Origin of the sequence: Limoniibacter endophyticus (assembly GCF_014652835.1) — a bacterium.
Lineage (GTDB): Bacteria > Pseudomonadota > Alphaproteobacteria > Rhizobiales > Rhizobiaceae > Limoniibacter > Limoniibacter endophyticus.
On record NZ_BMZO01000011.1, the window covers coordinates 1 to 24734 of the forward strand.

General features: G+C 57.1%; 25 protein-coding genes, 2 tRNA genes, 1 pseudogene and 1 other annotated feature. Of the genes and pseudogenes, 8 read left to right on the forward strand and 20 right to left on the reverse strand.

The window, feature by feature from the left end; genetic code table 11:
• Nucleotides 1–63: pseudogene (locus tag IE151_RS15310) on the reverse strand (GTP-binding protein); the annotation flags it as partial.
• Between the two features lie 310 nt (nt 64–373).
• Nucleotides 374–428 (forward strand) — a sequence feature (sul1 is cis-regulatory element that is thought to sense ions involved in sulfur or methionine metabolism; They are found in Alphaproteobacteria).
• 65 nt (nt 429–493) lie between these two features.
• On the opposite strand from IE151_RS15310, the gene IE151_RS15315 reads away from it, so the two are divergent.
• Nucleotides 494–1972, forward strand: a complete 1479-nt coding sequence (locus IE151_RS15315; protein WP_189492132.1) for a SulP family inorganic anion transporter — start codon at nt 494–496, stop codon at nt 1970–1972.
• A gap of 106 nt (nt 1973–2078) precedes the next feature.
• On the opposite strand, the gene IE151_RS15320 is transcribed toward IE151_RS15315, so the two are convergent.
• Complete coding sequence (locus IE151_RS15320; protein ID WP_189492135.1) at nt 2079–2246, reverse strand: hypothetical protein; 168 nt, start codon at nt 2244–2246, stop codon at nt 2079–2081.
• 114 nt (nt 2247–2360) lie between these two features.
• On the opposite strand from IE151_RS15320, the gene IE151_RS15325 reads away from it, so the two are divergent.
• Nucleotides 2361–2546, forward strand: coding sequence for a hypothetical protein (locus IE151_RS15325; RefSeq protein WP_189492139.1), 186 nt, complete (start codon nt 2361–2363; stop codon nt 2544–2546).
• A gap of 57 nt (nt 2547–2603) precedes the next feature.
• On the opposite strand, the gene IE151_RS15330 is transcribed toward IE151_RS15325, so the two are convergent.
• A complete protein-coding gene (locus IE151_RS15330; RefSeq protein ID WP_189492142.1) occupies nt 2604–3392 on the reverse strand; it encodes a Crp/Fnr family transcriptional regulator in 789 nt (262 codons plus the stop codon).
• 101 nt (nt 3393–3493) lie between these two features.
• Between IE151_RS15330 and IE151_RS15335 the strand changes: the two genes are divergently transcribed.
• The gene (locus IE151_RS15335; RefSeq protein WP_189492145.1) at nt 3494–3730 is read left to right on the forward strand and encodes a DUF6894 family protein; all 237 of its coding nucleotides are present in this window, start codon (nt 3494–3496) and stop codon (nt 3728–3730) included.
• A 100-nt stretch (nt 3731–3830) separates the two neighbouring features.
• Here IE151_RS15335 and IE151_RS15340 read toward each other — a convergent pair.
• Nucleotides 3831–3904, reverse strand: a tRNA-Gly gene (locus IE151_RS15340).
• 32 nt (nt 3905–3936) lie between these two features.
• Nucleotides 3937–4021 (reverse strand) — tRNA-Tyr (locus tag IE151_RS15345).
• A gap of 177 nt (nt 4022–4198) precedes the next feature.
• Here IE151_RS15345 and IE151_RS15350 point away from each other — a divergent pair.
• Nucleotides 4199–5032 carry a TrmH family RNA methyltransferase gene (locus tag IE151_RS15350; RefSeq protein ID WP_189492147.1) on the forward strand — a complete coding sequence of 278 codons (834 nt, stop codon included), beginning with the start codon at nt 4199–4201 and terminating at the stop codon, nt 5030–5032.
• 45 nt (nt 5033–5077) lie between these two features.
• Here IE151_RS15350 and IE151_RS15355 read toward each other — a convergent pair whose 3' ends face one another.
• Complete coding sequence (locus IE151_RS15355) at nt 5078–5320, reverse strand: DUF2171 domain-containing protein (RefSeq protein WP_189492150.1); 243 nt, start codon at nt 5318–5320, stop codon at nt 5078–5080.
• Between the two features lie 188 nt (nt 5321–5508).
• On the opposite strand from IE151_RS15355, the gene IE151_RS15360 reads away from it, so the two are divergent.
• A complete protein-coding gene (locus tag IE151_RS15360) occupies nt 5509–5751 on the forward strand; it encodes a GlsB/YeaQ/YmgE family stress response membrane protein (RefSeq protein WP_189492153.1) in 243 nt (80 codons plus the stop codon).
• A 135-nt stretch (nt 5752–5886) separates the two neighbouring features.
• Here the strand turns inward: IE151_RS15360 and thrS are convergent, their stop codons facing one another.
• The 5 genes from thrS to IE151_RS15385 form a co-directional block, all read right to left on the reverse strand.
• Nucleotides 5887–7872 carry a threonine--tRNA ligase gene (thrS, locus tag IE151_RS15365; RefSeq protein ID WP_189492156.1) on the reverse strand — a complete coding sequence of 662 codons (1986 nt, stop codon included), beginning with the start codon at nt 7870–7872 and terminating at the stop codon, nt 5887–5889.
• Between the two features lie 208 nt (nt 7873–8080).
• Nucleotides 8081–8476 carry a DUF1801 domain-containing protein gene (locus IE151_RS15370; protein WP_189492158.1) on the reverse strand — a complete coding sequence of 132 codons (396 nt, stop codon included), beginning with the start codon at nt 8474–8476 and terminating at the stop codon, nt 8081–8083.
• The gene (locus tag IE151_RS15375; RefSeq protein ID WP_189492161.1) at nt 8476–8886 is read right to left on the reverse strand and encodes a DUF1801 domain-containing protein; all 411 of its coding nucleotides are present in this window, start codon (nt 8884–8886) and stop codon (nt 8476–8478) included. The genes IE151_RS15370 and IE151_RS15375 overlap by 1 nt, the downstream gene beginning before the upstream one ends.
• A gap of 125 nt (nt 8887–9011) precedes the next feature.
• The gene (yidD, locus tag IE151_RS15380) at nt 9012–9329 is read right to left on the reverse strand and encodes a membrane protein insertion efficiency factor YidD (protein WP_189492166.1); all 318 of its coding nucleotides are present in this window, start codon (nt 9327–9329) and stop codon (nt 9012–9014) included.
• 1 nt (nt 9330) lies between these two features.
• A complete protein-coding gene (locus IE151_RS15385) occupies nt 9331–9774 on the reverse strand; it encodes an iron-sulfur cluster assembly scaffold protein (protein WP_189492169.1) in 444 nt (147 codons plus the stop codon).
• Between the two features lie 214 nt (nt 9775–9988).
• Here IE151_RS15385 and folE point away from each other — a divergent pair, with 214 nt between their 5' ends.
• The 3 genes from folE to IE151_RS15400 all read left to right on the forward strand — a co-directional run bounded on the left by folE (nt 9989) and on the right by IE151_RS15400 (nt 12144).
• The gene (folE, locus tag IE151_RS15390) at nt 9989–10615 is read left to right on the forward strand and encodes a GTP cyclohydrolase I FolE (protein ID WP_189492172.1); all 627 of its coding nucleotides are present in this window, start codon (nt 9989–9991) and stop codon (nt 10613–10615) included.
• A 5-nt stretch (nt 10616–10620) separates the two neighbouring features.
• The gene (gene hisI / locus IE151_RS15395) at nt 10621–11031 is read left to right on the forward strand and encodes a phosphoribosyl-AMP cyclohydrolase (protein WP_189492175.1); all 411 of its coding nucleotides are present in this window, start codon (nt 10621–10623) and stop codon (nt 11029–11031) included.
• A gap of 153 nt (nt 11032–11184) precedes the next feature.
• On the forward strand, nt 11185–12144 hold the full coding sequence (locus IE151_RS15400) for a patatin-like phospholipase family protein (protein ID WP_382344697.1): 960 nt from the start codon (nt 11185–11187) through the stop codon (nt 12142–12144).
• A 552-nt stretch (nt 12145–12696) separates the two neighbouring features.
• Here IE151_RS15400 and IE151_RS15405 read toward each other — a convergent pair.
• From IE151_RS15405 to IE151_RS15445, 9 genes are all read right to left on the reverse strand, one after another.
• Nucleotides 12697–14202, reverse strand: a complete 1506-nt coding sequence (locus tag IE151_RS15405; protein ID WP_189492181.1) for a tripartite tricarboxylate transporter permease — start codon at nt 14200–14202, stop codon at nt 12697–12699.
• Nucleotides 14203–14216: 14 nt separating this feature from the next.
• A complete protein-coding gene (locus IE151_RS15410) occupies nt 14217–14690 on the reverse strand; it encodes a tripartite tricarboxylate transporter TctB family protein (protein WP_189492184.1) in 474 nt (157 codons plus the stop codon).
• Between the two features lie 166 nt (nt 14691–14856).
• On the reverse strand, nt 14857–15828 hold the full coding sequence (locus tag IE151_RS15415) for a tripartite tricarboxylate transporter substrate-binding protein (protein ID WP_210310902.1): 972 nt from the start codon (nt 15826–15828) through the stop codon (nt 14857–14859).
• Nucleotides 15829–15916: 88 nt separating this feature from the next.
• Nucleotides 15917–17491 carry an acyl-CoA synthetase gene (locus IE151_RS15420; RefSeq protein ID WP_189492191.1) on the reverse strand — a complete coding sequence of 525 codons (1575 nt, stop codon included), beginning with the start codon at nt 17489–17491 and terminating at the stop codon, nt 15917–15919.
• 103 nt (nt 17492–17594) lie between these two features.
• On the reverse strand, nt 17595–19391 hold the full coding sequence (gene recJ, locus IE151_RS15425; RefSeq protein WP_189492194.1) for a single-stranded-DNA-specific exonuclease RecJ: 1797 nt from the start codon (nt 19389–19391) through the stop codon (nt 17595–17597).
• A gap of 222 nt (nt 19392–19613) precedes the next feature.
• Nucleotides 19614–20591, reverse strand: a complete 978-nt coding sequence (gene glpX, locus IE151_RS15430) for a class II fructose-bisphosphatase (RefSeq protein ID WP_189492197.1) — start codon at nt 20589–20591, stop codon at nt 19614–19616.
• A 126-nt stretch (nt 20592–20717) separates the two neighbouring features.
• A complete protein-coding gene (locus tag IE151_RS15435) occupies nt 20718–22031 on the reverse strand; it encodes a homoserine dehydrogenase (RefSeq protein ID WP_189492200.1) in 1314 nt (437 codons plus the stop codon).
• A gap of 117 nt (nt 22032–22148) precedes the next feature.
• Complete coding sequence (locus IE151_RS15440; protein ID WP_189492203.1) at nt 22149–23366, reverse strand: LL-diaminopimelate aminotransferase; 1218 nt, start codon at nt 23364–23366, stop codon at nt 22149–22151.
• A 178-nt stretch (nt 23367–23544) separates the two neighbouring features.
• Nucleotides 23545–24567 (reverse strand): TadE/TadG family type IV pilus assembly protein, encoded by a 1023-nt coding sequence (locus IE151_RS15445; RefSeq protein ID WP_189492206.1) that lies wholly within the window; start codon nt 24565–24567, stop codon nt 23545–23547.
• Between the last annotated feature and the right edge of the window lie 167 nt (nt 24568–24734).

Consider the following 24734-nt stretch of genomic DNA (forward strand, 5'->3'; position numbering starts at 1 on the left):
AACGTGACCGATCGTGCCGATGTTAACGTGAGGCTTAGTGCGCTCAAATTTAGCCTTAGCCATTGCTTATTCCCTTGGGCGGCATAGTTGCGATAGAGTCCAGATGCGGCGCGCTTACCCATTCGGGCGGAAAAAAACAAGCTCTTTCGCTAGCTAGCCAGCCAAAAGCCTATTTTTGCACCGATACGGACACGAGTTCCGGCGGAAGCGACGGCCCAAAACCGCCGGTCCGGCAACACTACCTATAGAGACAAGGCTCTGATAACAAGGCCCGAATGCGCACGACATGCGAATTTGCCGGCTCGCGAGCCGAACTCGATGCATTCATGCGGCTTGCCGCGGTTACAAACTTGCGTTATCGGATTAGCCATTCACCGGACCCGACCCTGATCGGGTGGCTCGACCCGGCGCCTATCCCCGGGACAACCCAAGCATCCTGCATCTTTCAGACCCACCCGAGCGGGGGCCGCCGATGCACTGTGAAACGGTTCAAATGTCATCCTTCCATTCCATCCGTCGCGATTGGTTCTCCAATCCACGTGGCGACATCCTCTCAGGTATCCTCGTGGCACTCGCCCTGATTCCGGAGGCCATCGGCTTTTCGATCATCGCGGGTGTCGATCCGCGCGTCGGCCTTTATGCATCCTTCTCGATTGCCGTAATTATTGCGCTCGTCGGTGGACGTCCCGCGATGATCTCGGCCGCCACGGCTGCCATCGCCGTTCTCGTCGTACCGCTGGTTCGTGATCATGGCATCGACTACCTTTTTGCCGCTACCATCCTTATGGGCATATTGCAGGTCGTTGCCGGTTTCCTGCGGCTCGATCTGCTGATGCAGTATGTCTCGCGCTCGGTCATCACAGGTTTCGTCAACGCGTTGGCCATCCTCATCTTTATGGCGCAACTACCGCAACTCATCGACGTGACGCCCATCACCTATGTACTGGTGGCGGTTGCCCTGGCTATCATCTACATCCTGCCGCGCTTTACGCGGGTCGTTCCCTCGCCGTTGATCGCAATCATCGTGCTGACGGCATTCACGATTAGCCAGGGCACCGATGTGAACACGGTCGGCGATATGGGTGCGCTGCCCGACTCTTTGCCTGCCTTCCTTCTTCCAGACGTGCCGCTGACGCTAGAAACCTTGCAGATTATCTTCCCTTATTCACTGGCCATGGCGGCGGTCGGTCTTCTGGAATCCATGCTGACGGCGCAGATCGTCGACGAGATGACAGATACGCCCTCCGGCAAGCGTCGCGAGATTCGCGGGCAAGGCATCGCCAATTTCATCACCGGTTTTTTCGGCGGCATGGGCGGTTGCGCCATGATCGGTCAGTCGGTCATCAATGTGAAAGCCGGCGGACGCACACGCCTCTCAACGATGATCGCCGGCCTGTTTCTGCTCTTTCTTCTCGTGGTGCTCGGTCCTCTGGTTGCGCAGATTCCCATGCCTAGTCTCGTGGCTGTGATGATCATGGTTTCGATCGGCACGTTCAACTGGCGCTCAGTCGGCGAAATCAGGACCAACCCCTGGCAATCATCGGTTGTCATGCTGACGACTGTCGCCATCGTTGTGTGGACGCATAATCTGGCCGCTGGCGTTATCGCTGGTGTGCTGCTGTCGGGAATTTTCTTCGCCTCGAAGGTGAAACGCATGTTTGCCGTCGATTCCGAAAAGAAAGCCGATGGTACACGGGTCTACACCGTTTCGGGGGCAATCTTCTTTGCCTCCTCGGAACGCTTTGTGGCCGCATTCGATTTCCAGGAAAGCGTTTCCAGGGTCATTATCGACGTAACACACGCGCATTTTTGGGATATCACCAGTATCGGCGTACTGGACAAGGTCGTCGCGAAATTCCGCAATGGAGGCATATCGATCGAAATCGTTGGCCTGAACGAAGCAAGCGCGATGATGGTCGAGCGCTTTGCCACCTATGACAAGCCGGGAACTATGCCCCTCCCAATTCATTGATCAACCTGATGAAGAAGGCGATGAACAAAAGCGCCGCCACCTTCTTTCGCTCTACGAACTTTGTCCGCAACGATTAAGCCGCTATGAGACTGAAAAGGCATCGTCTTCAGGAAGATTTGCGCAGGGCATCGCGGAGACTTCTCACTTTCCTTGCCGCGTCTTCTATTTTCTCACGGATCATCAGCCCCTCCTTGGCTTCAATAGCGAAGGCTATTGATTTTGCCGTGGCAAGAAGGGCCTCGATCTCGTTCAGGCGTATTTCATCCGAGCGCATGTTTGTGTCCTTACCACGGAGTAGAAATTCCGTTCCGACAGCTATCGCGACGCTCTTTCTTGATCGCGCGCGTGGCTATGTTACCTTTCGATTTTCTTATAGGGGAGAAATGCCGTGCAAATTCATTTGAGAGGTATTGAGCTTGTCACCGAGCTCGCTGATGCGGCAGACCACCCCGATCATTTTTCAGAAGCCGATATGGCGAAGCTCCTGAAGGAGGCTTCCGAAGTGATCGCAGTATTGCTGGAACGCGATATCGTTAAACTCCAGGCATCTGGGGACACCCGAATATCTGGCTAGTCCTCCATAGTGGACCTGAGGGCGGTCTCGTACAGAACCACCCTGCTCCCAGCCAGTTCAGATTTTAGAAGCGATTTTCTTTTGTCCCGTCACGATAGAATCCAGCCTTGGCATGAAAGGTTCAGACGCTCCTTCCGGTGATTCCTCCCGAGTTTTCTGACCTATGAGACGTTCATACTCATTTTCCGGGACACCATAGGCATTTCCCGCAATGCGCTCGAGCTTGGCCCTGTCTCTTACGGTTATGAGACTGCGCTCTGCCTTGATGGCGCCAACTCCTTCCAGATGATGGGTCGAAACCGTCACGCTTGCCCGCCTCACCCCCAGCATCAATGCCAGAAACGCATGGGTAAGCGGAAGTTCATCTCCCAGTCGATCGCTGCACATCAACAACCAGCGCGCCAGGCGCTGATTGACTGGGTAGCGGCTATCGGCCAATGCCGTCGCGGCTATCTGAATCATGAAAACATGCGTGTAAAGCAAAAGCACGCGGTGAAATGCCGGACTGAGGCTGCAAGCTGCCTTCAGCTCTGCGGCAGATATGCGAAACGCTGCGCCGCCGGCCTGCATGAACGCCCGGTGAGGCGTTCTGTCTACGCCGAGTACAAGCGGAACTCCCGAAAACCCCTCCCATCCAGTGCATCCCACTTCCGTCTTCTTGCCGTCCCGGTTGGATACAATTTCCGACGAAAGGCCTTGAAGGAAAAAGTATGCGTAGGGGATCGGATGATCCGCTTCAAACAGTACCTGTCCCTGACGCAGAACGACCCGTTGAAAAAACGGATCTACAATCGCCCGGTCTTCGGGAGAGAGGGAGGATAGAAGTCCATTGTCTCTAACCAACATGGTCGCGTCACGCTCTCGCAAGATTTCCGTCTTAAAGGCACGAATGCGAACGGAACTTGTGAGGCGATCCAAGGTTCCGAGACCTGAACGGAGACAGACCGATGCCTCGCTACTTTTTTCACATCCGGGACGGCGACACGCTGCAATACGACCTTGAAGGCGCCGACGCGCATACGCTCGACGAGGCTGAACAAGAGGCACGACTGGCTGCGCGGGAAATTCTGGCTGAGAAAATTCTGGCTGGCGACGTGATTGAGGGACAAAGCTTCGAGATCACGAATGAACACGGCACGGTATTGCGAACCGTCAAATTCCTCTCGGAGATGCGTCTATCATAATCAGTGAAGCCCTTGGCATTCGGTCGAATCGCCGATCCGCAGGAAGCACGGCTCTCCAGGCTTCGATGCGCCAGAATCTCATCAATTTTGGGGAAAGTGCTGGAGCGGGTAGCGGGAATCGAACCCGCGTATTCAGCTTGGAAGGCTGCTGCTCTACCATTGAGCTATACCCGCGCTCGCCTTGCACACTATCGGAGAAAGGCAGATGGTGGAAGAGGTTGGATTCGAACCAACGTAGACTGAGTCAACGGATTTACAGTCCGTCCCCTTTAACCACTCGGGCACTCTTCCGCCTGCCGTTCCTGCTTTACTTGCCGCCGTTTAAGGCAGCCCGTTGCAAGTCCGTGGGGGGCCTTATGGCGATATGCGCTGCTCGTGTCAACTGTCCGGCAAAGGGATTTTTGGGAAAATCGCAGAAAAGAAAATCCCCATGTGCAAAAGCCCGTTCTGGCGCTATGTAACAGCATCATGACCGACAAATTCAAAAAACAACGCAAGGACTTCGCGCCGAAGTCAGACCGCACCGCCCGCCCGCCCCGTCATGCGAGCAAGCCCGGCTTTCGCGGTGGATACGGCCGTGAGGACAATGACGGCCCTGTACGGATCTACGGCTTGCATAGCGTTCGCGCCGTGCTCGACAATCCGCGCCGCAAGATCAAGCGCCTGCTCGTGACGCGCAATGCCATGGCCCGGCTTGAAATCGCCGAAGGCCAGAAATTCAAGTTCCCTGTCGAAATGGTCGAGCCTCGTGCGCTTGATAAATTGCTTGGCTCGGAGGCGGTTCATCAGGGCGCCATGGTCGAGGCTGAGCCGCTGGTTCCCAAGCCGCTCAAATCCCTCGGCGATACGAGAATCGTTGTCGTGCTGGACGAGGTTACAGATCCGCACAATGTCGGCGCCGTCATGCGTTCGGCCGTCGCGTTCAATGCAGGCGCACTGATTACTACCAGCCGCAACAGCCCCAATGAAACCGGCGTACTCGCGAAATCGGCTTCCGGTGCGCTTGAATTTATCGACCTGATCGAGGTGCGAAATCTTGCTCAGGCACTGGAGGAACTCACCTTTCAGGGTTTTCAGACCGTCGGGCTGGATTCGGAAGGTCCCGCTATCCTCGAGGAAACTTACAAGGGCGACAAGATCGCGCTCGTCCTCGGTTCCGAAGGCAAGGGGCTACGCCAGAAGACGCGCCAAACGGTCGGTGCGCTCGCACGTCTCGATATGCCGGGAGAGATTCGTTCCCTCAACGTTTCCAACGCAGCTGCGCTGGCGCTGTATACAGCGCATGTGCATCTGACACGATGATCGCAACCCGGAGCAGTCCGAGGACACGCTCCGGGCCGCGTCAGACTATTTCTCTTCTTCAAAAGTGACGGCGACGTCACCATTGGCAGATAGTCGTACCTTGTCGCCCTCGATATCAGCGACCAGACCGAGCGAAATATAATGGTGGTGGCCCTTGTGGCTGCCTTCGCCGCTGTCCTTCTTGGTCAGCTTGATGCGGTCGCCCTCGACACGATCGACTGTCCCCACATGCACGCCGTCTGCACCGATAACTTCCGCATGCTCCTTGATCGCAGCTTTGTCCACCATTGCTCGTCTCCTTGTTGATCGAGTTACAGTAACGCATAACCTATGCTTTGGATGCACTGTGTAAAATGGCGATGGGAACGCGCCTCGAGCCCTCTCCCACATTGAAGAAACTCGCCATTCATGCGTTTATTTCTTCTGATATTCGAGCAGTAGATCGATACTCGAATTTGAATCAGAGAGGGAAAATCATGGGCATAGGCTGGATTGCAGCAATCATCATTGGCGGGCTTGCAGGCTGGATCGCCTCGAATTTCATGAAGAGCGATACCGGCGTCATCGTAAATATTATTCTGGGTATCGTCGGCGCGTCAATTGCCAGCTTCCTGTTTGGCCTTTTGGGCGTTAGCTTCGCCGGATGGCTCGGCTATCTCGTTGCGGGCTTCCTCGGTGCCTGTATCCTGATCTGGCTTGGGCGAGCCATTCGGCGATAGACTTGGGGACGGTGCGCTGGCGGGAACAACAGCATTCCGCTGGTCAAGCAATCATGATCAAGCGATCAGCTATTTGTGCTATTCACTGTTCCCAAAATCAAAACGGGGGCCTTGAGACCCCCGTTTTGTATTGCTTTACCGGCCTGCTTTCGCTGCCTTCTTCTTCGCCAGATCGGGAGGCGTTGCCTCGTCCTTCAGCATAGCGATCGCGTCGGCAAGACCCATGGAAGCCTGATCGCGCGAGCCGAAGCGACGCAGATTGACTGTTTCCTCTTCCGCCTCACGCTTGCCGCAGACGAGAATGACCGGCACCTTGGTCAGCGAATGTTCGCGGACCTTGTAATTGATCTTCTCGTTACGCAGATCGAGATCGACGGTAAGTCCCGCTTCCTTCAACTCGGCTGCGACCCGGCGCGCATAATCGTCGGCATCAGACGTAATAGTCGCCACGACCACTTGCATAGGTGCGAACCAGAGCGGGAAGCTGCCTGCGAAGTTCTCGATCAGAATGCCAAGGAAGCGCTCCATGGAGCCACAAATGGCACGATGGATCATCACCGGCTGCTTCTTTTCGGAGTCGCTGTCGATATAGAAGGCACCGAACCGTTCCGGCAGGTTGAAATCAACCTGCGTGGTACCGCACTGCCATTCGCGGCCGATTGCATCACGCAGCGTATATTCGAACTTCGGACCGTAGAAAGCGCCCTCGCCCGGCAGAATGTCTATCTTGATGCGACCGCCCGACTGAGCCTCGATCTTCTTCAAGACCTCCATCATCACGCTTTCGGCACGATCCCAAAGCGCATCGTCGCCAACGCGCTTTTCGGGACGGGTGGAGAGCTTGACGACAATTTCTTTGAAACCGAAATCCTCATAGACGGAGAGGATCAAGTCGTTGATCTTCAGGCACTCGGCTTCCATCTGCTCGTCGGTGCAGAAGATGTGTGCGTCGTCCTGAGTGAAACCGCGCACCCGCATCAGGCCATGCAAGGCACCTGACGGCTCGTAACGATGCACATTGCCGAACTCGGCAAGGCGGATCGGCAAATCACGATAGCTCTTCAGGCCATGCTTGAAGATTTGCACGTGGCCCGGGCAATTCATCGGCTTGAGCGCAAAGACGCGCTTGTCTTCAGCGTCCTTGTCCGCGCATTGGACCGAGAACATGTTCTCCTTGTACCAGTCCCAGTGGCCGGAGGTTTGCCACAGTGAGGAGTCCAGCACCTGCGGCGCATTCACTTCCTCATAGTCGCCATCAAGGCGGCGACGCATATAGGAGGTCAGGTTCTGGAACATCTTCCAGCCCTTGGAGTGCCAGAAGACGACCCCCGGTCCCTCTTCCTGGAAATGGAACAGATCCATCTCCCGACCGAGCTTGCGATGATCGCGCTTCTCCGCCTCTTCCAGCATATGAAGATAGTCGTCAAGCTGAGCCTGATCGGCAAAGGCCGTTCCGTAGATGCGCGTCAGCATCGGGTTGTTCGCGTCGCCGCGCCAGTATGCGCCGGCAACCTTCATCAGCTTGAATGCGTTGCCGATCTGGCCGGTCGAAGCCATATGCGGACCACGGCAGAGATCGAACCAGTCGCCCTGATAATAGATCTTCAGGTCCTGATCGGCCGGAATCGCATCGATCAGTTCGACCTTGTAGGCTTCGCCCTTATCCGAAAATACCTGCTTGGCCTGATCGCGTGGCCAGACCTGCTTGGTGAACGGAGCATTGCGGGCGATGATCTCGCGCATCTTCTTTTCAATGACCGGCAGATCATCGAGGGTGAAAGGCGTTTCGCGGGCGAAATCATAGTAGAAACCGTTCTCGATAACGGGACCGATAGTCACCTGCGTATCCGGCCAAAGTTCCTGCACGGCTTCTGCAAGGACATGGGCGGTGTCGTGGCGGATAAGTTCCAGCGCGCGCGGATCATCACGCGTCATGATCTCGACACGCCCGGACGCACCGAGCGTATCGGAAAGATCACGCACAGTACCATCCATGACATAAGCCACGGCCTTCTTGGCCAGCGACTTCGAAATGGAAGCGGCAAGTTCGGCACCGGTCATGTTCGCGTCATACTCGCGAATGGACCCATCCGGAAATGTAAGGGAAACGGCTTCAGACATTGTGTTCATCCTATCCAATCCCGCCAACGAGCGCGGGTGGTTCTTCTGGGTATATTGGGACTAAGCAAGCGCTTACTTACTCCGGGGTTGGTTAAGACGTTTGGATCACGATGTAAAGTACGCGCTGAGCCAGCGCTTCCCTGCTTCAGATATCTGGAAATCTTACGGTATCGTCGCTGGCAAATGCGTTCCAAAGTAACCGGATATTCTATCGTGCCTTGCCGGGTTTCTTCTTTGCGACATTCAGCGCGATCGCCGCCCGGACCAGCGCGACCAGCGCGTCCTCCTCGATCACGGTGCCTTCGTGCAGGTCGATCGCGCGCCGGACATTGCCTTCAAGGCTCGAATTGAAGAGTTTTTGCGGATCAGGCAAGGACGCCCCCTTTGGGAAGGTCATCTTTACCGCCGTCTTATAGACCTCACCCGTGCAGATAATCCCATTGTGCTCCCACACAGGTACGCCGCGCCATTTCACCGCCTCGACTATGTCCGGATCGGCGCTCTTGATGATCCGCCGGATGACCGCCAAGGTCTCGCGTCGCCAGTCGCCCAGCGCTGCAATCTTCTCGTCGATCAGATCTGCGGCAACTTTTTCTTGGGCCATCACATTTTTTCGCCGGGTAGCTTGCTGGCCTGCGATATCCAGTCCTTGAACTGGCCCTCGTCAAACACCTCACCTTCGTAGATATGCAGATAACGGACTTTCGCCTGCTTGGAAGGAACCGGCGGTTCAGGAACGAGCGCAGCACCATTATGAAAGGCAATTTTCAGATATTTGGTGAAGCAGTGGAAGCTCGCAAACCACGTCTTTCCATCCATTCCATAGAGCGGTGAGTTCCATTTCACCGCCTTTTGCACATCCGGCACAGTCTGGGAAATCAGCGTATCGACCTTGCGCGCCACATCCCTTTTCCAGCCCGGGATCGCCTGGATATAGAACTGTACGGGAGCGTCTCCCTCACCTTTTGGAATCTGCGGATTGTCGCCTGCAAGAAGTTTAGGCTTGTCGGCCATCGATCTCCCTCCCAATTCAGTGACAAGATTAGCCGATTTTCAGAAACGGTACAGATCGTCCTTCACATAGCGATTCACGTTTCTCATAAAAAGAATCATGATCTTTATGCAAGTTGTTGAAATTATTATTTCAATGGCCTCCAGTATCGCCATGGTGCCCACCATTTCAGCCGCTGCGGAAGGACTTCCGGCACCGGATCGTGACCATGACTGCCGAACGGACCGCAACGCATGACGCGAAAGCCTCCCATGAAACCGCCTGCCCATAGGCCATGGCGAGCGATCGCTTCATAGGCATATTCCGAGCAGGTTGGCAGGTGGCGGCAGGAATTGCCAACGAAGCCGGAGAGTGTCAATTGATAGAACCGGACAAAACCGGTGCCCAGTATACGTCCCGGCGTCTTTTTCCATTGTCCTTCAAAATTGCGGCTGCGTTTTATCATATCAGGCCGGGGCAAGAGGTGCCTGCTCGAGATCGTCAAGCGCCTGGTTTACGGCGTCGAAAGTAAGCATAACCGAAGGGTGACGCGCACGGTGTTCCCGAACAGGCAACAGGCATTCAAGATCGGCAAAGCGGCCGGTGGGCGGCTCCCCCGCGCCACTCAACATGTTCCGCATTTCGATTTGCACCCGGCGTAACTCCGTCACCGTTGCTCCCATGATCTGGCGCGCCATGATAGACGACGAAGCCTGACCTAATGCACAGGCTTTCACCTCATGCGCGAAATCAACAACGCGATCACCGTCCATCTTCAGATAAATCGTCACCGTCGAGCCGCAGACCCGTGAGTAGGCCTTTGCGCTTGCATCGGCAGGTTCGAGGACACCGATACGTTCTATATTACCTGCGAAGAACAGGATTTTACGATTGTAGATCTCGTCGATCATTTTTTGCCCTGCGAAGGAACAAGTCGATTGAGCTTCACCTTTTCTTGGCGCTGCCGGCGTATTATATAGGCGCATGCGTGGCTTCCTAACAGGTTTGGCCGCGTATCAAAATCACCGATTACAATTTGGGTTGGTATCGTCAAACATACCCTTCCAGGCCGTGATCCGTTCAACTCGTCGCGCCATCGAGCGGGACTACGGGAGACGCCTCAATATGGACGACATCGTCAAGAACCTTCTTCTCCGCAACGCGCCCTCCGCTCAGGCCGAGCAGCCAAGCCAGACAGAAGTCGAAGCCGCCGTGCGCACACTCTTGCGCTGGGTCGGCGAGAATCCGGACCGCGAAGGCCTGATGCAGACGCCGGAGCGTGTCGCCAAAGCCTACAAGGAAATGTTTCGCGGCTATACGCAGGATGCAAGCGAAGAGCTTGGCCGCGTTTTCGAAGAAGTGGCTGGCTATAACGATATCGTCCTGATGAACGACATTTCCTTCCATTCGCATTGCGAGCACCATATGGTACCCATCATCGGCAAGGCGCATGTCGCTTATCTGCCGGACGGCAAGGTCGTTGGCCTATCAAAAATCGCCCGTGTGGTGGATATTTTCGCGCAGCGCCTGCAAACCCAGGAAGCGATGACCGCACAGATCGCGGACGCAATCCAAAGCACCTTGAAGCCGCGCGGCGTTGCCGTGGTCATCGAGGCCGAGCACATGTGCATGGCAATGCGCGGCATTCGCAAGCAGGGTTCGACCACGACAACCTGCACCTATACGGGTATATTCAAGACAGACCGCGACGAGCAGACACGCGTCATGTCACTGCTCAATGCGAAACGGTAGAATTCATGAAAAATATAACATTTCCACCTGCCCCGCAGAGCAAGGCCGAACTCGAAGAAGGAGCAGTTTTCTCGCCGAAATTCGATGCACACGGTCTTGTAACGGCAGTGGTTACCGATGCCGATGACGGTATGATGCTGATGGTCGCGCATATGAACGAAGAAGCGTTGGCGCTCACGCTGACTACCGGCATTGCACATTACTGGTCCCGTTCGCGCCAGAAAATCTGGAAAAAGGGCGAGACCTCCGGCAATCTGCAGAATGTTATCGAAATACGTACCGACTGCGATCAGGATGCCATCTGGATTCGCGTACGTGTGGCAGGAGACAATGCCACATGCCACACAGGTCGCCGCTCCTGCTTCTACCGCTCCGTGGCGCTGGAAAATGGCGTTCCGGCGCTCTCCAAACTGTAGAGACCTACTCATTCCTCATTCTTCGTCACGCAAATTTCACATCGCGAATTAAAGTTTTCCCACAGAAGTCTGGACAAGAATTGCAAGTCCGTGATGATCTTCTGGAGGGCTTCAATGGTCCGCCGACGCAAGATGAAAGGATCACGCCGCATGATGCTTCCCTGGCCGCCGATCCCTGGACGGGGCGCAAGACGCAACGCGGCGATCGATGTCGATCAGCCTGAAATGGAAACGCCGCAGCATCCGGGCATCGCGCTGGCACTGGGCGGCGGCGCGGCGCGTGGCTGGTCGCATATCGGCGTTCTGCGAGCACTGGACGAGGCTGGCATCCGCATCGGCATGATTGCTGGAACCTCGATCGGCGCGCTCGTCGGTGGTTGCTATCTGGCGGGAAAACTAGATGAGCTGGAGGAATTTGCGCGCTCGCTCACTCGCCGCCGCTTCCTCGGCCTGCTCGATCTGCGCATCGCAGCCGGCGGCCTGTTCGGCGGAATGAAGCTGACGGCACGCATGACGGAGCACATAGGGGCGCTCAACATCGAAGATCTGCCGAAGCCATTCGTCGCTGTTGCCGCCGAGATAGGAACCGGCCATGAAATCTGGCTCACCAGCGGCTCGCTGATCACGGCGATGCGCGCGTCCTATGCGCTGCCCGGCGTTTTCGAGCCGGTGCGCTGCAACGGCCGTATCCTGGTGGATGGCGCACTCGTCAACCCGGTGCCGGTGTCCGTATGCCGTGCCATGGAGCAGCGCGTCGTCATGGCCGTCAATCTGCATTATGACGCCTTTGGCCGCTCGTCGGTTCTCAAGCATGACGCCGGGCCGCTTGTCGTCGACCAGCCGACCCCAAATCGCTTTGGCCGCAGCCAGCAGCAACAGGTCGAACAGCGCATCGGCATTACCGGCGTCATGGTCGAAGGCTACAATATCATTCAGGATCGCATTTCGCGCTCACGGATGGCAGGCGACCCCCCGGATCTGTCGATCCAGCCACGCCTCGCGCATATTGGCCTTGCCGATTTCCATCGTGCCGACGAAGCTATCACGCTGGGCTATGAAGCCGCAAAGGCGCGTCTGCACGAGGTAGAGCGTTTGCAGGCAGTGCTGGGCTAAATTCCACAAAGCGTAACGCCAGGTATGGCGCGCACAGCTGCGCGCCGGTCGGGCATGATCCCGCCGGTTTTCCGCTCCAATTTTTTGCGCCGCCGCCCGCTCCACGAGGCAAATCGGCTTTAGAGAAATGAGGGGATGGAAGCATGCGCTCCAGTCTCAATTCTAAACTCGTCATGCTCGCGCATGCTTCCAGGCAATCGCTACGGATTTTCCGAAAACAGGGATGCCACCCCCTGCTCGTACGATCTGTCACCGAGGCTCTGACCTCCCGGTGTTGCCATCGCCGCGGGTTTGTCAGACCCATCAGCGACAATGGCAAAACGCACTGCCATCGCGCTTCGCGAAAAGACTGGTGGCCAACCACGTCCCCTCAAGCGCGACGAAAACAGGATAGAGGCAGCCGTCGGGGGTGTGGACGGATCGAGCGGTTTCAGCCATCATCTTTTTCGCAAGCGCCGATTTTCATTCGGAGAAAAAGATCAGGTACAGGAAATTTTATCCACGAAAAGGGCAGTGCGAACCGCCCTTTTCGTTGGCGCGCAGGCACAAATATCAATCCTCTTCGACAAAGACCTGATCCCGCTTCCTGCGTATCGAGGGCAACAGCGCGACGATGATGGCGAGAGCCGCGAGAGCAAGCAGTGTCGCCGAGATCGGGCGCTCGATGAAGATGAGCGGATCGCCACGCGAAATAATCATTGCACGACGCAAATGCTCTTCCAGCAACGGCCCCAGCACGAAGCCAAGGAGCATCGGCGCCGGTTCGCAACCGAAGCGGATCAGCACGTAACCGAGCAGACCGAAGAACGCGATCGCATAGATATCATACACATTCTGGTTGATAGAATAGCAGCCAATACAAGCAAAAATCACAATGGCTGGAAACAATGCACGATAGGGAATCGTCAACATTTTCACCCAAAGGCCGATTAGCGGCAGGTTGAGCAGAACGAGCAAAACGTTCCCGACCCACATCGAAGCGATGATCCCCCAGAAAAGCGCCGGTTGCTCCGAGATGACATTGGGACCTGGCGTGATGCCTTGAAGGATGAAGGCCCCAACCATCAACGCCATTACCGGATGGGCAGGAATACCAAGGGTCAGCAGCGGGATGAACGAGGTTTGCGCCGCGGCATTATTGGCTGATTCCGGCCCTGCAACACCTTCGATAGCTCCATGGCCGAACTCTTCCGGATGCTTCGAGAGATTTTTCTCCGCCGAGTAGGAAGCGAAGGACGAGAGGATGTGGCCCCCGCCAGGCAAAATGCCGAGGAGCGAGCCAAGCGCCGTTCCGCGCAGCACCGGACCGACAACACGTTTGAAATCTTCCTTGGTGAGCCAGAGGTTCTTGACCGTCTTGACCATGACTTCGCGTGTGCGCTCGTTTTCCAGATTACGCAGGATTTCCGCCACGCCGAAAACGCCAACCGCCACCGACACAAAATTGAGGCCGGAATAGAGCTCAGGAATACTAAAGGTAAAGCGGGGCGTACCCGTATAAATATCCTGTCCCACCATGCCGAGCAGGAGGCCAAGCACGATCATGGCCAGCGCCTTGATAATCGACCCGTGGGCAAGCGCGATAGAAACGAGCAAGCCAAGCACAATGAGCGCGAAATATTCCGGCGCGCCGAAATTAAGGGCTGCCCGCGCCAGTGGCGGCGCGAAGAAAGCCAGCAGGAGCGTCGCCACCGATCCGGCAAAGAAGGAACCGAGAGCCGCGGTTGCGAGGGCGGGTCCGGCCCTGCCCTGCCTGGCCATCTGGTAGCCGTCGATGGCCGTCACTGCCGAGGAACTTTCGCCAGGCAGATTGATGAGGATTGCCGTCGTCGAGCCGCCATATTGCGCACCGTAGTAGATACCCGCAAGCATGATGAGCGCCGTGGTCGGCGACAGGGAAAAGGTAATCGGCAGAAGCATCGCGATCGTCGCAGTCGGCCCTATGCCCGGAAGAACGCCGACCAGCGTCCCCAACAAAACCCCGATGAAGCAGTAGAGGATGTTATAGGGATCGAGCGCAACGGAAAATCCGAGGCCGAGCGAAGCAATGATATCCATGATCTCAAGCTTTCCTAGAACGGCATCCACGGTCCGAAGACCGGAATGGTTGCGCCAAGACCGATGATGAAGACAACAAGGCAGATCAATGTCACGACGATCGCCAGCAGGATCGAGAAAAGCAGCGAGTTGAGCTTGCTTGCCATGGCCACGGCGAAGGACGAGATCAGCACGACCGGAACGAAACCGAGGCCGCGAATGGTGAGTCCGAAGAACAAGATGACGCCGCAGATAATAAGGATAGGAAGCCAGGCCGGCGGATTATCCTCCACCACTTCGGCACCTTGCATCGTCTTTGCAACACCGGACCCGGCGACAAGCAGCCCGAGAATCGCCAAGACAATGCCGAGGACGACCGGCATGTAACCCGGCCCCATGCGGAAGGCCGTGCCAAGCTCGTAACGCATGGCTTCAAGTGCGAAGTAGGCGCCGAAGGCTACGAAGATCGCTCCGGCGTAGAGATTGTGTCTTGGTGCGGATGCAGACATGATCCGTCTCTTTCCAATGTAATTGCCCCGGCCTGCTCGGTGCGATTCCCCAGCTTTTCCCGGCGCATTCAGGCGGCACGCGACGCAACCACTTGAGGTGCCCGCTGCCGCCTGTCACGAAAACCAAAGGCAGGGCGTATTTTTCCTGCCTTTCATGCGATCTGCCCTATTTCGCCAGAGGCTCGAGGATCGGCTTCCAGACGCCGATCTGCTCCTGCACGAGTGCTTGCAGCGATTCCGGCGACACGTCTTCCTGTGGGACCGGTGCAGTGCCAAGATCGGCAAACCGCTGGACCACCGTTTCGTTTTGCAGCGCCTTCTTCAGCGATTCCTGCAAACGAGCGACGATTGCCGGATCGGTGCCGGCCGGAGCGTAAAGCCCGTGCCAGACTGTGACGTTGACGTTTTCAAGGCCCGCTTCCTTGGTGGTCGGCAGATCGGGTAACGCTTCCAGACGCTCCGGCGTGGTGACGGCATAAGCCTTCACTTCGCCAGCCTTGATCTGGTTCGTTGTGTTGGTGGTTTGGTCGCAAATCATGTCGATCTGACCGCCGATAATATCGGTCATGGCCGGGCCTGCACCCTGATACGGAACTTCCGTCATCTTTACGCCGAGCGCGTTCATCAGGAGCGTGCCGCACAAATGGCTGGCGGAGCCGATGCCGGCCTGCGCATAGGTGACGTTTTCACCCTCTGCCTTGATATGCTCCCACAAAGCGGCAGCATCGGCAGGTTCGAAGTCCTTGCGTGCAACGATGGTCATCGGAACCTTGGTGATCTGACCGATCGGTGCAAAATCCTCCAGAGAATCGAATGTCAGATTCTTGTACAGGCTCGGCGCAGTTGCCATGCCGATGTGATGCAAAAGCAGTGTGTAGCCGTCATTCGAGGCCTTTGCCACCTGACCGGCGCCAAGCGTACCGCCCGCACCACCGACATTCTGCACCAGGACCTGTTTGCCGAGGTCTTCGCTCATGATCTGAGCAACGAGACGCGCAACGGTATCGGTCGGGCCGCCAGCCGAGAACGGCACGACGACGGTGATTTCTTTTGCCGGGTATTCCTGCGCCTGCAGGGGCGACGCGAACACGGCAGCAGAAAGCGCCAGGCCCAGGCCCAGCTTCATTAAAGTTTTCATAAGTTTCCTCCCAGTAGTTCCAACATCTGTGCAAACTTTCGTCACAAATGCAATCATTCCAAGGTCTGAGTTGTCACCGCACCCGGAATCATTCAGCGGCCTGCTTTTCATAAGCCTGACGCAGGTTCCGCTTGAGAATCTTGCCGCTCGGATTGCGCGGCAGATTGTCGGCGAAGATCACGCGCTTCGGCACCTTGTATCCCGCCATCCGCTCCTTGCAATGTGCCAGCACTGCCGCCTCATCGATGATGGCATCCGGCTTGCGCACGATGATCGCAGTAACAGCCTCGACCCAATATGGATCGGACAGGCCGATGACGGCGACCTCGGAAATACCGTCGAGGGTATAGATGGTTTCCTCGACTTCACGGCTGGCGACGTTTTCGCCTCCGGTCTTGATCATATCCTTCTTGCGATCGACGACGGTGATATAGCCGTCCTCGTCCATGATCCCCAGGTCGCCCGAATGGAACCAGCCTCCGGCGAAAGCGGCCGCGGTCTTTTCCGGATCGTTGTAATAGCCGGACATAAGCTGCGGCGAACGCGAGACGATCTCGCCGATCTCGCCGGTCGGCACGTCGTTGCCATCATCATCCACCAGACGCAGTTCGACATTGAGCGCAGCCTTGCCGGCCGAACCGGCCTTGCGTATCTGATCTTCCGGCATGAGCATGGAGGCAACGGGGGCGATTTCCGTCTGGCCATAGAAGTTCCAGAGCAGAAAGCCATCAAGCCGCTGCTGGATTTCCTTCAACACCGGCACCGGCATGATGGATGCGCCGTAAAAGCCTTTTTTCAGAGTGGCAAGACGTCCGGCATCGAAGGCAGGCGAACGCAACAGCGAAATCCAGATGGTGGGCGGCGCGAAGAAAGATGTTACGCCGTGCTCCTCCACCTTGGCCACGACGACATCCGGTGCCGGCGCGCCGATGATGACATTAGTGCTCCCGAGATAGACACAGGGACCGAAGAAGGCGTCGAGTTGCGCCGTATGGAAAAGCGGCAGCGCATGCAGCACGACATCGGCCGCCTCGAAGCCCCCGGATGCGATACAACTGACATACTCGGCAATGATAGCGTCATGGGTCAGCATCGCGCCTTTCGGCGCAGACTCGGTACCGCTGGTATAGAGAATCTGCAAGGTGTCGGAGCCTTGCAGGCTTTCATCCTCGGAGAAATCGCCGCTCCAGGCAGCCAGCTCGTCGAAGGTGATCATGCCCGCAGCCGGTTCGGAATGGGCTTCGCCGGGAAGCCAGATCAATGTGTCGACCGCCACTCCGTCTCCTGCCGCTGCCGCCGTTGCGGCCTCCAGCATGCTTGTATCGGTGCAGAAAAAACGAGCGCCGGAATGGCGCAGGATGAACGCGATCTCATCGGGTTTCAGCATGAAATTGATCGGCACGATGATCGCGCCCATGCGCGCCGCAGCGAAGCGCAGGGCGACGAAAGCGTGCGAATTTCGCGCCAGTATGGCGATACGCTCCCCCTTCTTCAGTCCCCTTTCGACGAGCGCGCCGGCAACGCGATCGCTGATCTCGTCGAATTCGCGATAAGTCCAGGTGGTCTCGCCGCATATGACTGCGGGTTTATCGGGGTAGCGGCGGGCAGTACGGGCTAGAAGAAGTCCAAGCGTCTGGCGTCTCGCAATAGATACGTCTGTCAAAACATCCTCCCTGTTTTGGCGCACTGATCGAAAGCAGAACAAGAAGGATGACACGAAATTTCAAGCTTGGGTAGCGCGCCGCGAACAGGTGGCGATTTGCCGCCTATCTCAGGGCTTTTGCTTCCAGGGCCGCGTCGCTAATCCGGAACTGGACCTTGCGACTGCCGTTCCAGTGATTGACTGAAAGCCCCCCCGCCAGGTGCACCTGCCGATCGCGATTGCCTATCAGGAAATCCCCCAACGGGCTACCAATGGCGCGGAACGCGATCGCTTCCAGGCGTCCGCCGGAAAGGCTTTCGAGATCGACGCGCAAATGGCCGGTGCCGACCTCCATGACGCGGGCGATCTTGTGGCGCGGCAGAACCAGTACGGGGCTCACATGCCCCTGCCCAAAGGGCCCGGCCTTTTCGAGTATGTCCATCAGAGAAAGTGTCGCGCCTTCGGAGGAAAGCGCTGCATCAATGGACAAGGAGTCTTCAGCCCGGAGCCTGGAGATGGCAGATGCGGAATTTTCCTCGAAGAATGCGCGCAGCTCACCTAATTTGGCTTTCTCGACCGTTATGCCGGCTGCCATGGCGTGCCCGCCACCCTTGGCTAACAGGCCCGCCTCAAGCGCCTTGCGTACCAGAAGACCAAGATCAAACCCGGCAATCGACCGGCCGGAGCCTGTACCCATGCCATTCTTGTTGAAGGCGATCGCGAAGGCCGGACGACGTGCATGATCTTTCAGGCGCGAGGCGAGCAGACCAACGATGCCCGGATGCCATTCTTCGCTCGCGGTCACCAGAACCGCGGGCCCGACTTTGCCCATCAACTCGGCATCCGCCTCGGCCTTGGCTTGCGCAAGCATGATCTGCTCCAGCGCTTGACGCTCCTGGTTGAGCCGATCGAGCGTTGCTGCGATCTCTTCGGCCTCGACCGGATCCTCCGTCGAAAGCAGACGCGAACCCAGTGCCGCATCCCCGATACGCCCGCCTGCATTGATGCGGGGGCCAAGCAGGAAACCGAGATGAAAGCCGTTGATAGGCTCGCCGATGCGCGCATGCTTTGCCAGCGCCGCCAGCCCGGGATTTTGCAGCTTGCGCAACTGCTCAAGCCCTTTGACGACAAAGGCGCGGTTGACGCCGACGAGCGGCACGACATCGCAGATTGTTGCGAGCGCGACGAGATCGAGCATCTCCATAAGTTTTGGCCCTTCGAGGCCGTGCTCGTCGCGCAGCACGCGCGAGACCTGAACCAGAGTGAGAAAAACGACCCCCGCGGCGCATAAATGGCCCTGCCCCGACAGATCGTCCTCGCGGTTCGGGTTGACGGTCGCAACAGCGTTCGGAAGCGGCCCGCCTTGCTGGTGATGGTCGAGGACGACGACGTGCGCACCAGCTTCGCTCGCCGCGTCTATGGAGACGGCACTGTTGGTGCCGCAATCGACGGTGACGATGAGCTTTGCACCGCGTTCGACGAGATCGCGCATGGCATCGGGGTTAGGACCGTAACCTTCGAAGATGCGGTCGGGAATATAGATTTCAGAGGAAACGCCGAAATGATCGAGATAACGCTTCATAAGCGCGGAAGAGGAAGCGCCATCGACGTCATAATCGCCGAAGATCGCCACCCGTTCACGGCGTAAGATTGCCTCGACGATCCGCGCGGCGGCGCGCTCCATTCCGGTCAGGGTCAGAGGGTCAGGCAAAAGATCGCGGATCGTCGGGGCCATGAATTGCGTTACCGTTTCAAGCCCCACGCCACGTCCTGCCAGAATGCGGGCGACCAGATCAGGCACGCCGTGCGATTGCGCAATGGCAAGCGCAACCGCCTCCTGCCGCTCATCCAGCCGGTGGTGCCACGCAATACCGTTGGCGGAGCTGCGAATGTCGAGGAAGAGGCGTTTTTGAATAGTCATGAATTTCCGGATGCCTGGCCATTGATGGCGGTACCGCCCGATTATATGCTCCCGCCGTCCATTGACAGGAGGCCGGTCCGAGGTCGGGGTGACTTTTCGTGTCGCGCGATCGCGCACCGTTCACCCCCACCCCGGGCTTTGCCAAGACCTGCCCGATCGAGAAGGAGGCGAGAGCGTCACAACCGGATGTGCACGCATATTATCCCTACATAGGGCTTGCTATCAGAACTTGTCCATATCCTGATGGCGGGCAATGATCTCGCGCACTGTCTGAGAAGACGAGCGCATGACAATCGTGTGCGTCTGCACATGCTCACGGGTGAATTTCACGCCGGAAAGCATGTTGCCATCCGTCACGCCGGTTGCCGCAAAGAGCACGTCACCCGACGCCATTTCCTCCGCGGAATAAATCTTGCGCGGGTCGGTAACGCCCATCTTCCGCGCGCGCTTGATCTGCTCCTCCGAATTGAGTTGCAAGCGTCCCTGCATCTGGCCGCCGATACAGCGAAGCGCCGCCGCTGCAAGAACACCTTCGGGGGCACCGCCTATGCCGAGATAGATGTCGATACCTGTCTCATCCGGGTCCGTCGTATGAATGACACCGGCGACATCGCCATCACCAATCAGGCGGATGGAGGCGCCGGTTGCGCGCACCTCTTCGATTAGCCGGGCATGGCGCGGCCGATCGAGAATGCAGGCAGTGACTTCGGAAACCTGAACGTTCTTGGCCCTGGCAAGTGCCTCAATGTTTTCGCGCGGCGAGAGATCCAGGCTGATGATGCCTTCAGGATAGCCTGGTCCAATGGCGATCTTTTCCATGTAGACATCCGGCGCATAGAGAAGATTCCCGCGCTCCGCAATTGCGATCACCGCCATGGAATTAGGCAGGTTCTTAGCACAGATCGTCGTCCCTTCGAGCGGATCGAGCGCGATATCAACCTCGGTACCGTCCCCTTGCCCCACCTCTTCGCCGATATAGAGCATCGGCGCTTCGTCACGCTCTCCTTCGCCGATTACGACGCGGCCGCGGATCGGCAGACGATTGAGTTCGGAGCGCATGGCATCGACGGCAGCCTGATCCGCCGCTTTCTCATCACCCCGTCCGCGCAGGCGTGCGGCAGCTACGGCCGCGCGCTCCGTAACGCGAACAAGCTCAAGAGCAAGGATGCGATCCAGACCAGATGATGCAACTTTCGACATGTGAAACCCGCCAAACAAGAGTGGCGCAGGGCATCCGGCGCCGCTCCCGTTTTGTCAAAGCATGCCGCCAGTTACAAGGCCAATTCGTCCACCTTCTGTCGCGTCTGGCGGATTAATCGTTTCATGTCAGGCCGCGCGTTCGATGCGGATAACCTGGGGCTTGTCAGTCAGGTGGCCATCCGCCGTGATATCTTCCACGGCCTTGCGAACAGCCGCCTCCGTGGTTTCATGCGTGACGAGAATGATGGTTTTCTGGCCCTCCCCCGCATGGTTCGAGGCGTGCTGAACGATCGATTCCAGAGAAATCCGGTTATCGGCCATGCGCGTCGCAATTGCTGCAAAGACGCCGAGGCGATCATCCACCGTGAGACGAATGAAATAGCCGCCTTCGTGGCTGCGCATACGGGCGCGCTGATAAGGCGTCAGTTCCCTGGCCGGACGACCGAAGACAGGACCGTGCTGGAAGCCAGGACGGCTTTTGGCTATATCGGCAATATCGCCGATGACGGCGGATGCCGTCGCATTGCCGCCAGCCCCCGGGCCGGAAAGGAGCAATTCGCCCAGAATATCGGTTTCCACCGTGACGGCATTCGTAACGCCATGCACCTGCGCGATGACGGAAGCGGTCGGCACCATGGTCGGATGCACGCGCTGTTCGATGCCGCTTTCAGTACGTACCGCAACGCCCAGAAGCTTGATGCGATAGCCCAGTTCGGAGGCTGCCTGAATATCGGCCTGCGTAATATTCGAAATGCCCTCGAGATAGATGTCGTCGGGCGAGATTTGTGTTCCAAAGGCAAGGCTCGTCAGGATCGACAGTTTGTGCGCCGTATCATTGCCTTCAATGTCGAAAGTCGGATCGGCCTCGGCATAGCCAAGACGCTGCGCATCGGCCAGGCAATCCTCGAAGGAAAGCTTTTCCTGCTCCATGCGCGTAAGGATATAATTTGCAGTACCGTTGAGAATGCCGAACACACGATTGATGGTATTGCCGGCCAACGATTCGCGCATTGTCTTGATGATAGGGATGCCGCCCGCAACCGCTGCTTCATAATTGAGAAGAACGCCTTTTTCTTCCGCAATTTCAGCCAACGCCAAGCCCTGCTGCGACAGAAGAGCCTTGTTCGCCGTAACAACGTGATGACCGGCATGCAGCGCCGCTTCCACCGCTTCCCTGGCAACGCCGTTCGCCCCGCCTATCAACTCGACGAATACGTCGATTTTACCGGAGGCAGCCAGCGCCCTGGCATCATCGAACCATTCGACCCCCGAAAGATCGATGCCGCGATCGCGGTTCTTGTCCCGCGCGGCGACGGCCGTCACGGTGATGGAGCGTCCGCATTGACGGGTAAGCTCTGCTTCTTTTTCCTTCAGCACCCGAACGACGGATGCTCCTACTGTTCCCAGGCCGGCGATACCGACGCGCAAAGTTTCGGCCATGAAATGGCACCTTTCAAATTTTGGTCTGAATAGCGGACTTCGGGAGGTGAAGGCCGCTCGATCAATTCCGCAACGCCGGAGGTAGAGTCGTTTCCAGCTCTACCGGAATTGCGACGATCAGCGATGCGCCTGCAAATTGACAACGTTGTCGGCGTTATGGCCGAGCGAGCCCATGAAGCGCTTGATGGCCCGCGCGGCCTGTCTAATTCGCTGTTCGTTTTCGACCAGTGCAATCCGAACATATTCATCGCCGCGTTCGCCGAAGCCGACGCCCGGTGCAACCGCAACATCCGCCTTCTCGATCAGGAGCTTGGAAAATTCGAGCGAACCTAGATGGCGGAAGGGTTCCGGAATCGGCGCCCAGGCAAACATTGTAGCGGCCGGCGGAGGAACCGGGAAGCCTGCCCGGCCGAAAGCCTCGACCATGACATCGCGACGGCGCGCATAGACATTGCGAATCTGCTCGATTTCCGAGCCGTCTCCGTTCAATGCAGCAGTCGCTGCAACCTGGATTGGCGTGAAGGCTCCGTAATCCAGATAGGATTTCACACGCGTCAGGGCCGAGATGAGCCGCTCGTTACCCACAGCAAACCCCATGCGCCAGCCCGGCATCGAGAATGTCTTGGACATGGAGGTGAACTCGACTGTGCAATCCATGGCACCCGGCACTTCAAGCACCGATGGCGGCGGGTTTCCGTCGAAGTAGATCTCCGCATAAGCCAGATCGGAGAGAATGATGAGATCGTTCTTTTTCGCGAAGGCAACAACGTCCTTGTAGAAGTCGAGCGTAGCGACATAGGCCGTCGGGTTGGACGGGTAGTTCAGGATCAGCGCGGTCGGCTTGGGGGTCGAGTGGCGAATGGCTCGCTCGAGTGCCGGAATGAACTGCTCGTCCGGCGCAACCGGCATGGAACGCAGCACACCGCCCGACATGATGAAGCCGAACGCGTGAATCGGATAGGTCGGATCGGGACAGAGAATCACGTCGCCCGGGGCGGTGATTGCCTGCGCCATATTGGCAAAACCTTCCTTGGACCCCAGCGTCGCGACGATCTGCGTGTCCGGGTTGAGCTTTACGTTGAAGCGGCGCGCATAATAGGCGGCCTGCGCCTTGCGCAGCCCCGGAATGCCCTTGGATGATGAATAACGATGCGTCGTCGGATCGCGCACGACTTCGACCAGCTTGTCGATCACCCTGTCCGAGGTGGGAAGATCAGGGTTACCCATCCCTAGATCCACAATATCAGCACCCCGCGCTCGGGCGGCGGCCTTCAGCCTGTTCACCTGCTCGAACACATAAGGGGGTAACCTGCGGATCTTGTGGAACTCTTCCATTGTCTTTGCCTAATCATAAATTCTGGCCATACGGCGCGCGGATTTATACATGATTGCGCCAGCAGGTCGATAGCGCAAACAAAATTGCCCGGCATTTGGTTTTATTGCGCGGAAGATATATGACAGAGCATTCAGGTGTGCAGGGTCGAAAGCTGCGCCGCCGTCTCCGATGCAGCAATCAGCCACCAATCCAGATACGCGGTTTCTCTTCTATTGGCGGACCGGAATCGCAGGGCATAACAAGAATAATGTCGTCGAAGTCATTGTCGCCGTAACGCTGCCCGTTCAGCATGTATGGCCGATCCTCCCAGCCATAGTAAAAATATTTGCCGGGTGCGCAGGCCATCTTGTCCTGCCGTGGCGTCCGGTTCGTACCTTCAGGAATAATACCGCCCTGCGACTTCGGCTTGCACTTCTCCAGGCTTGGACACATGACAGTCTCGAGTTGAGGCTGCGGCTGGTATTGTCCGTTCTCGTCCTTGCCCCCCGAAATCTGGATGGCGCCATCTTCGTCGATCCAGGTGTCGGCATATCGGATTCTGGGATTACGTTCCCAGTTCCTGCTATTGTATCGAGCATTCTCCACGCTATGCAATTTATAACTCAGAAACTCGCCATTGCCGCAGACCGGATACTCATACCGATCCTCGTAGTTCGTGTTGGCATTATCCATCACAGGTGTCTCCTGCGTTCGCGCGCCCGTCGCAGGCTTGTAACAATATGCATAGATCCGGTTATAATCCACGGCGCTACCTTCCCAGATGATCTTCTCGGGCTTCGCAGGTTCACTGAAGCGCCGTTCGAGATTGACGAGCGAGGTCACCGCAACCTTTGTCTCCCTATGAGATGGGGACACGACATGCATGATCATGCTGGAAACAGTCGCCGACACGTCGACCTGAACCTGGGTTTTGCCGATCCATACGGCTGTTGCCGAAACTGCTCCGACTAACTGGTTGTCCAGCTTCTCGGTGATCGCCATCTTGAGATCGCGCACATACTTGTCCGGTTTTTCCGTTGGATCGCTTGTTGCGGCAATCGCCACGCCGATCGCATCGGCCTCGTCCTGAAAGAAGCTCTTTGCGCTTGTCAGCCGGACATAGTCGACAGCTAAGCCGACCATTCCGAATAAAACCACCGAACAGAGCGCCGTGATAACCGCGAAGTTGCCGCGTCTATCCTTCACAAAGCGGGAAAACATGAGGAGCCCTTGAGTAAGTAAATGCGCATGACGCTACGGAAGCGGATGCACATATACCTTCAAACGCTGAAACCACGAAGATTTAAAATGTATTGATAAGCGAAATTTCGAATTATGATAAATTCGAAAATAATAAAATAAGACGATTCCAGTTCATTCGCCGCGAG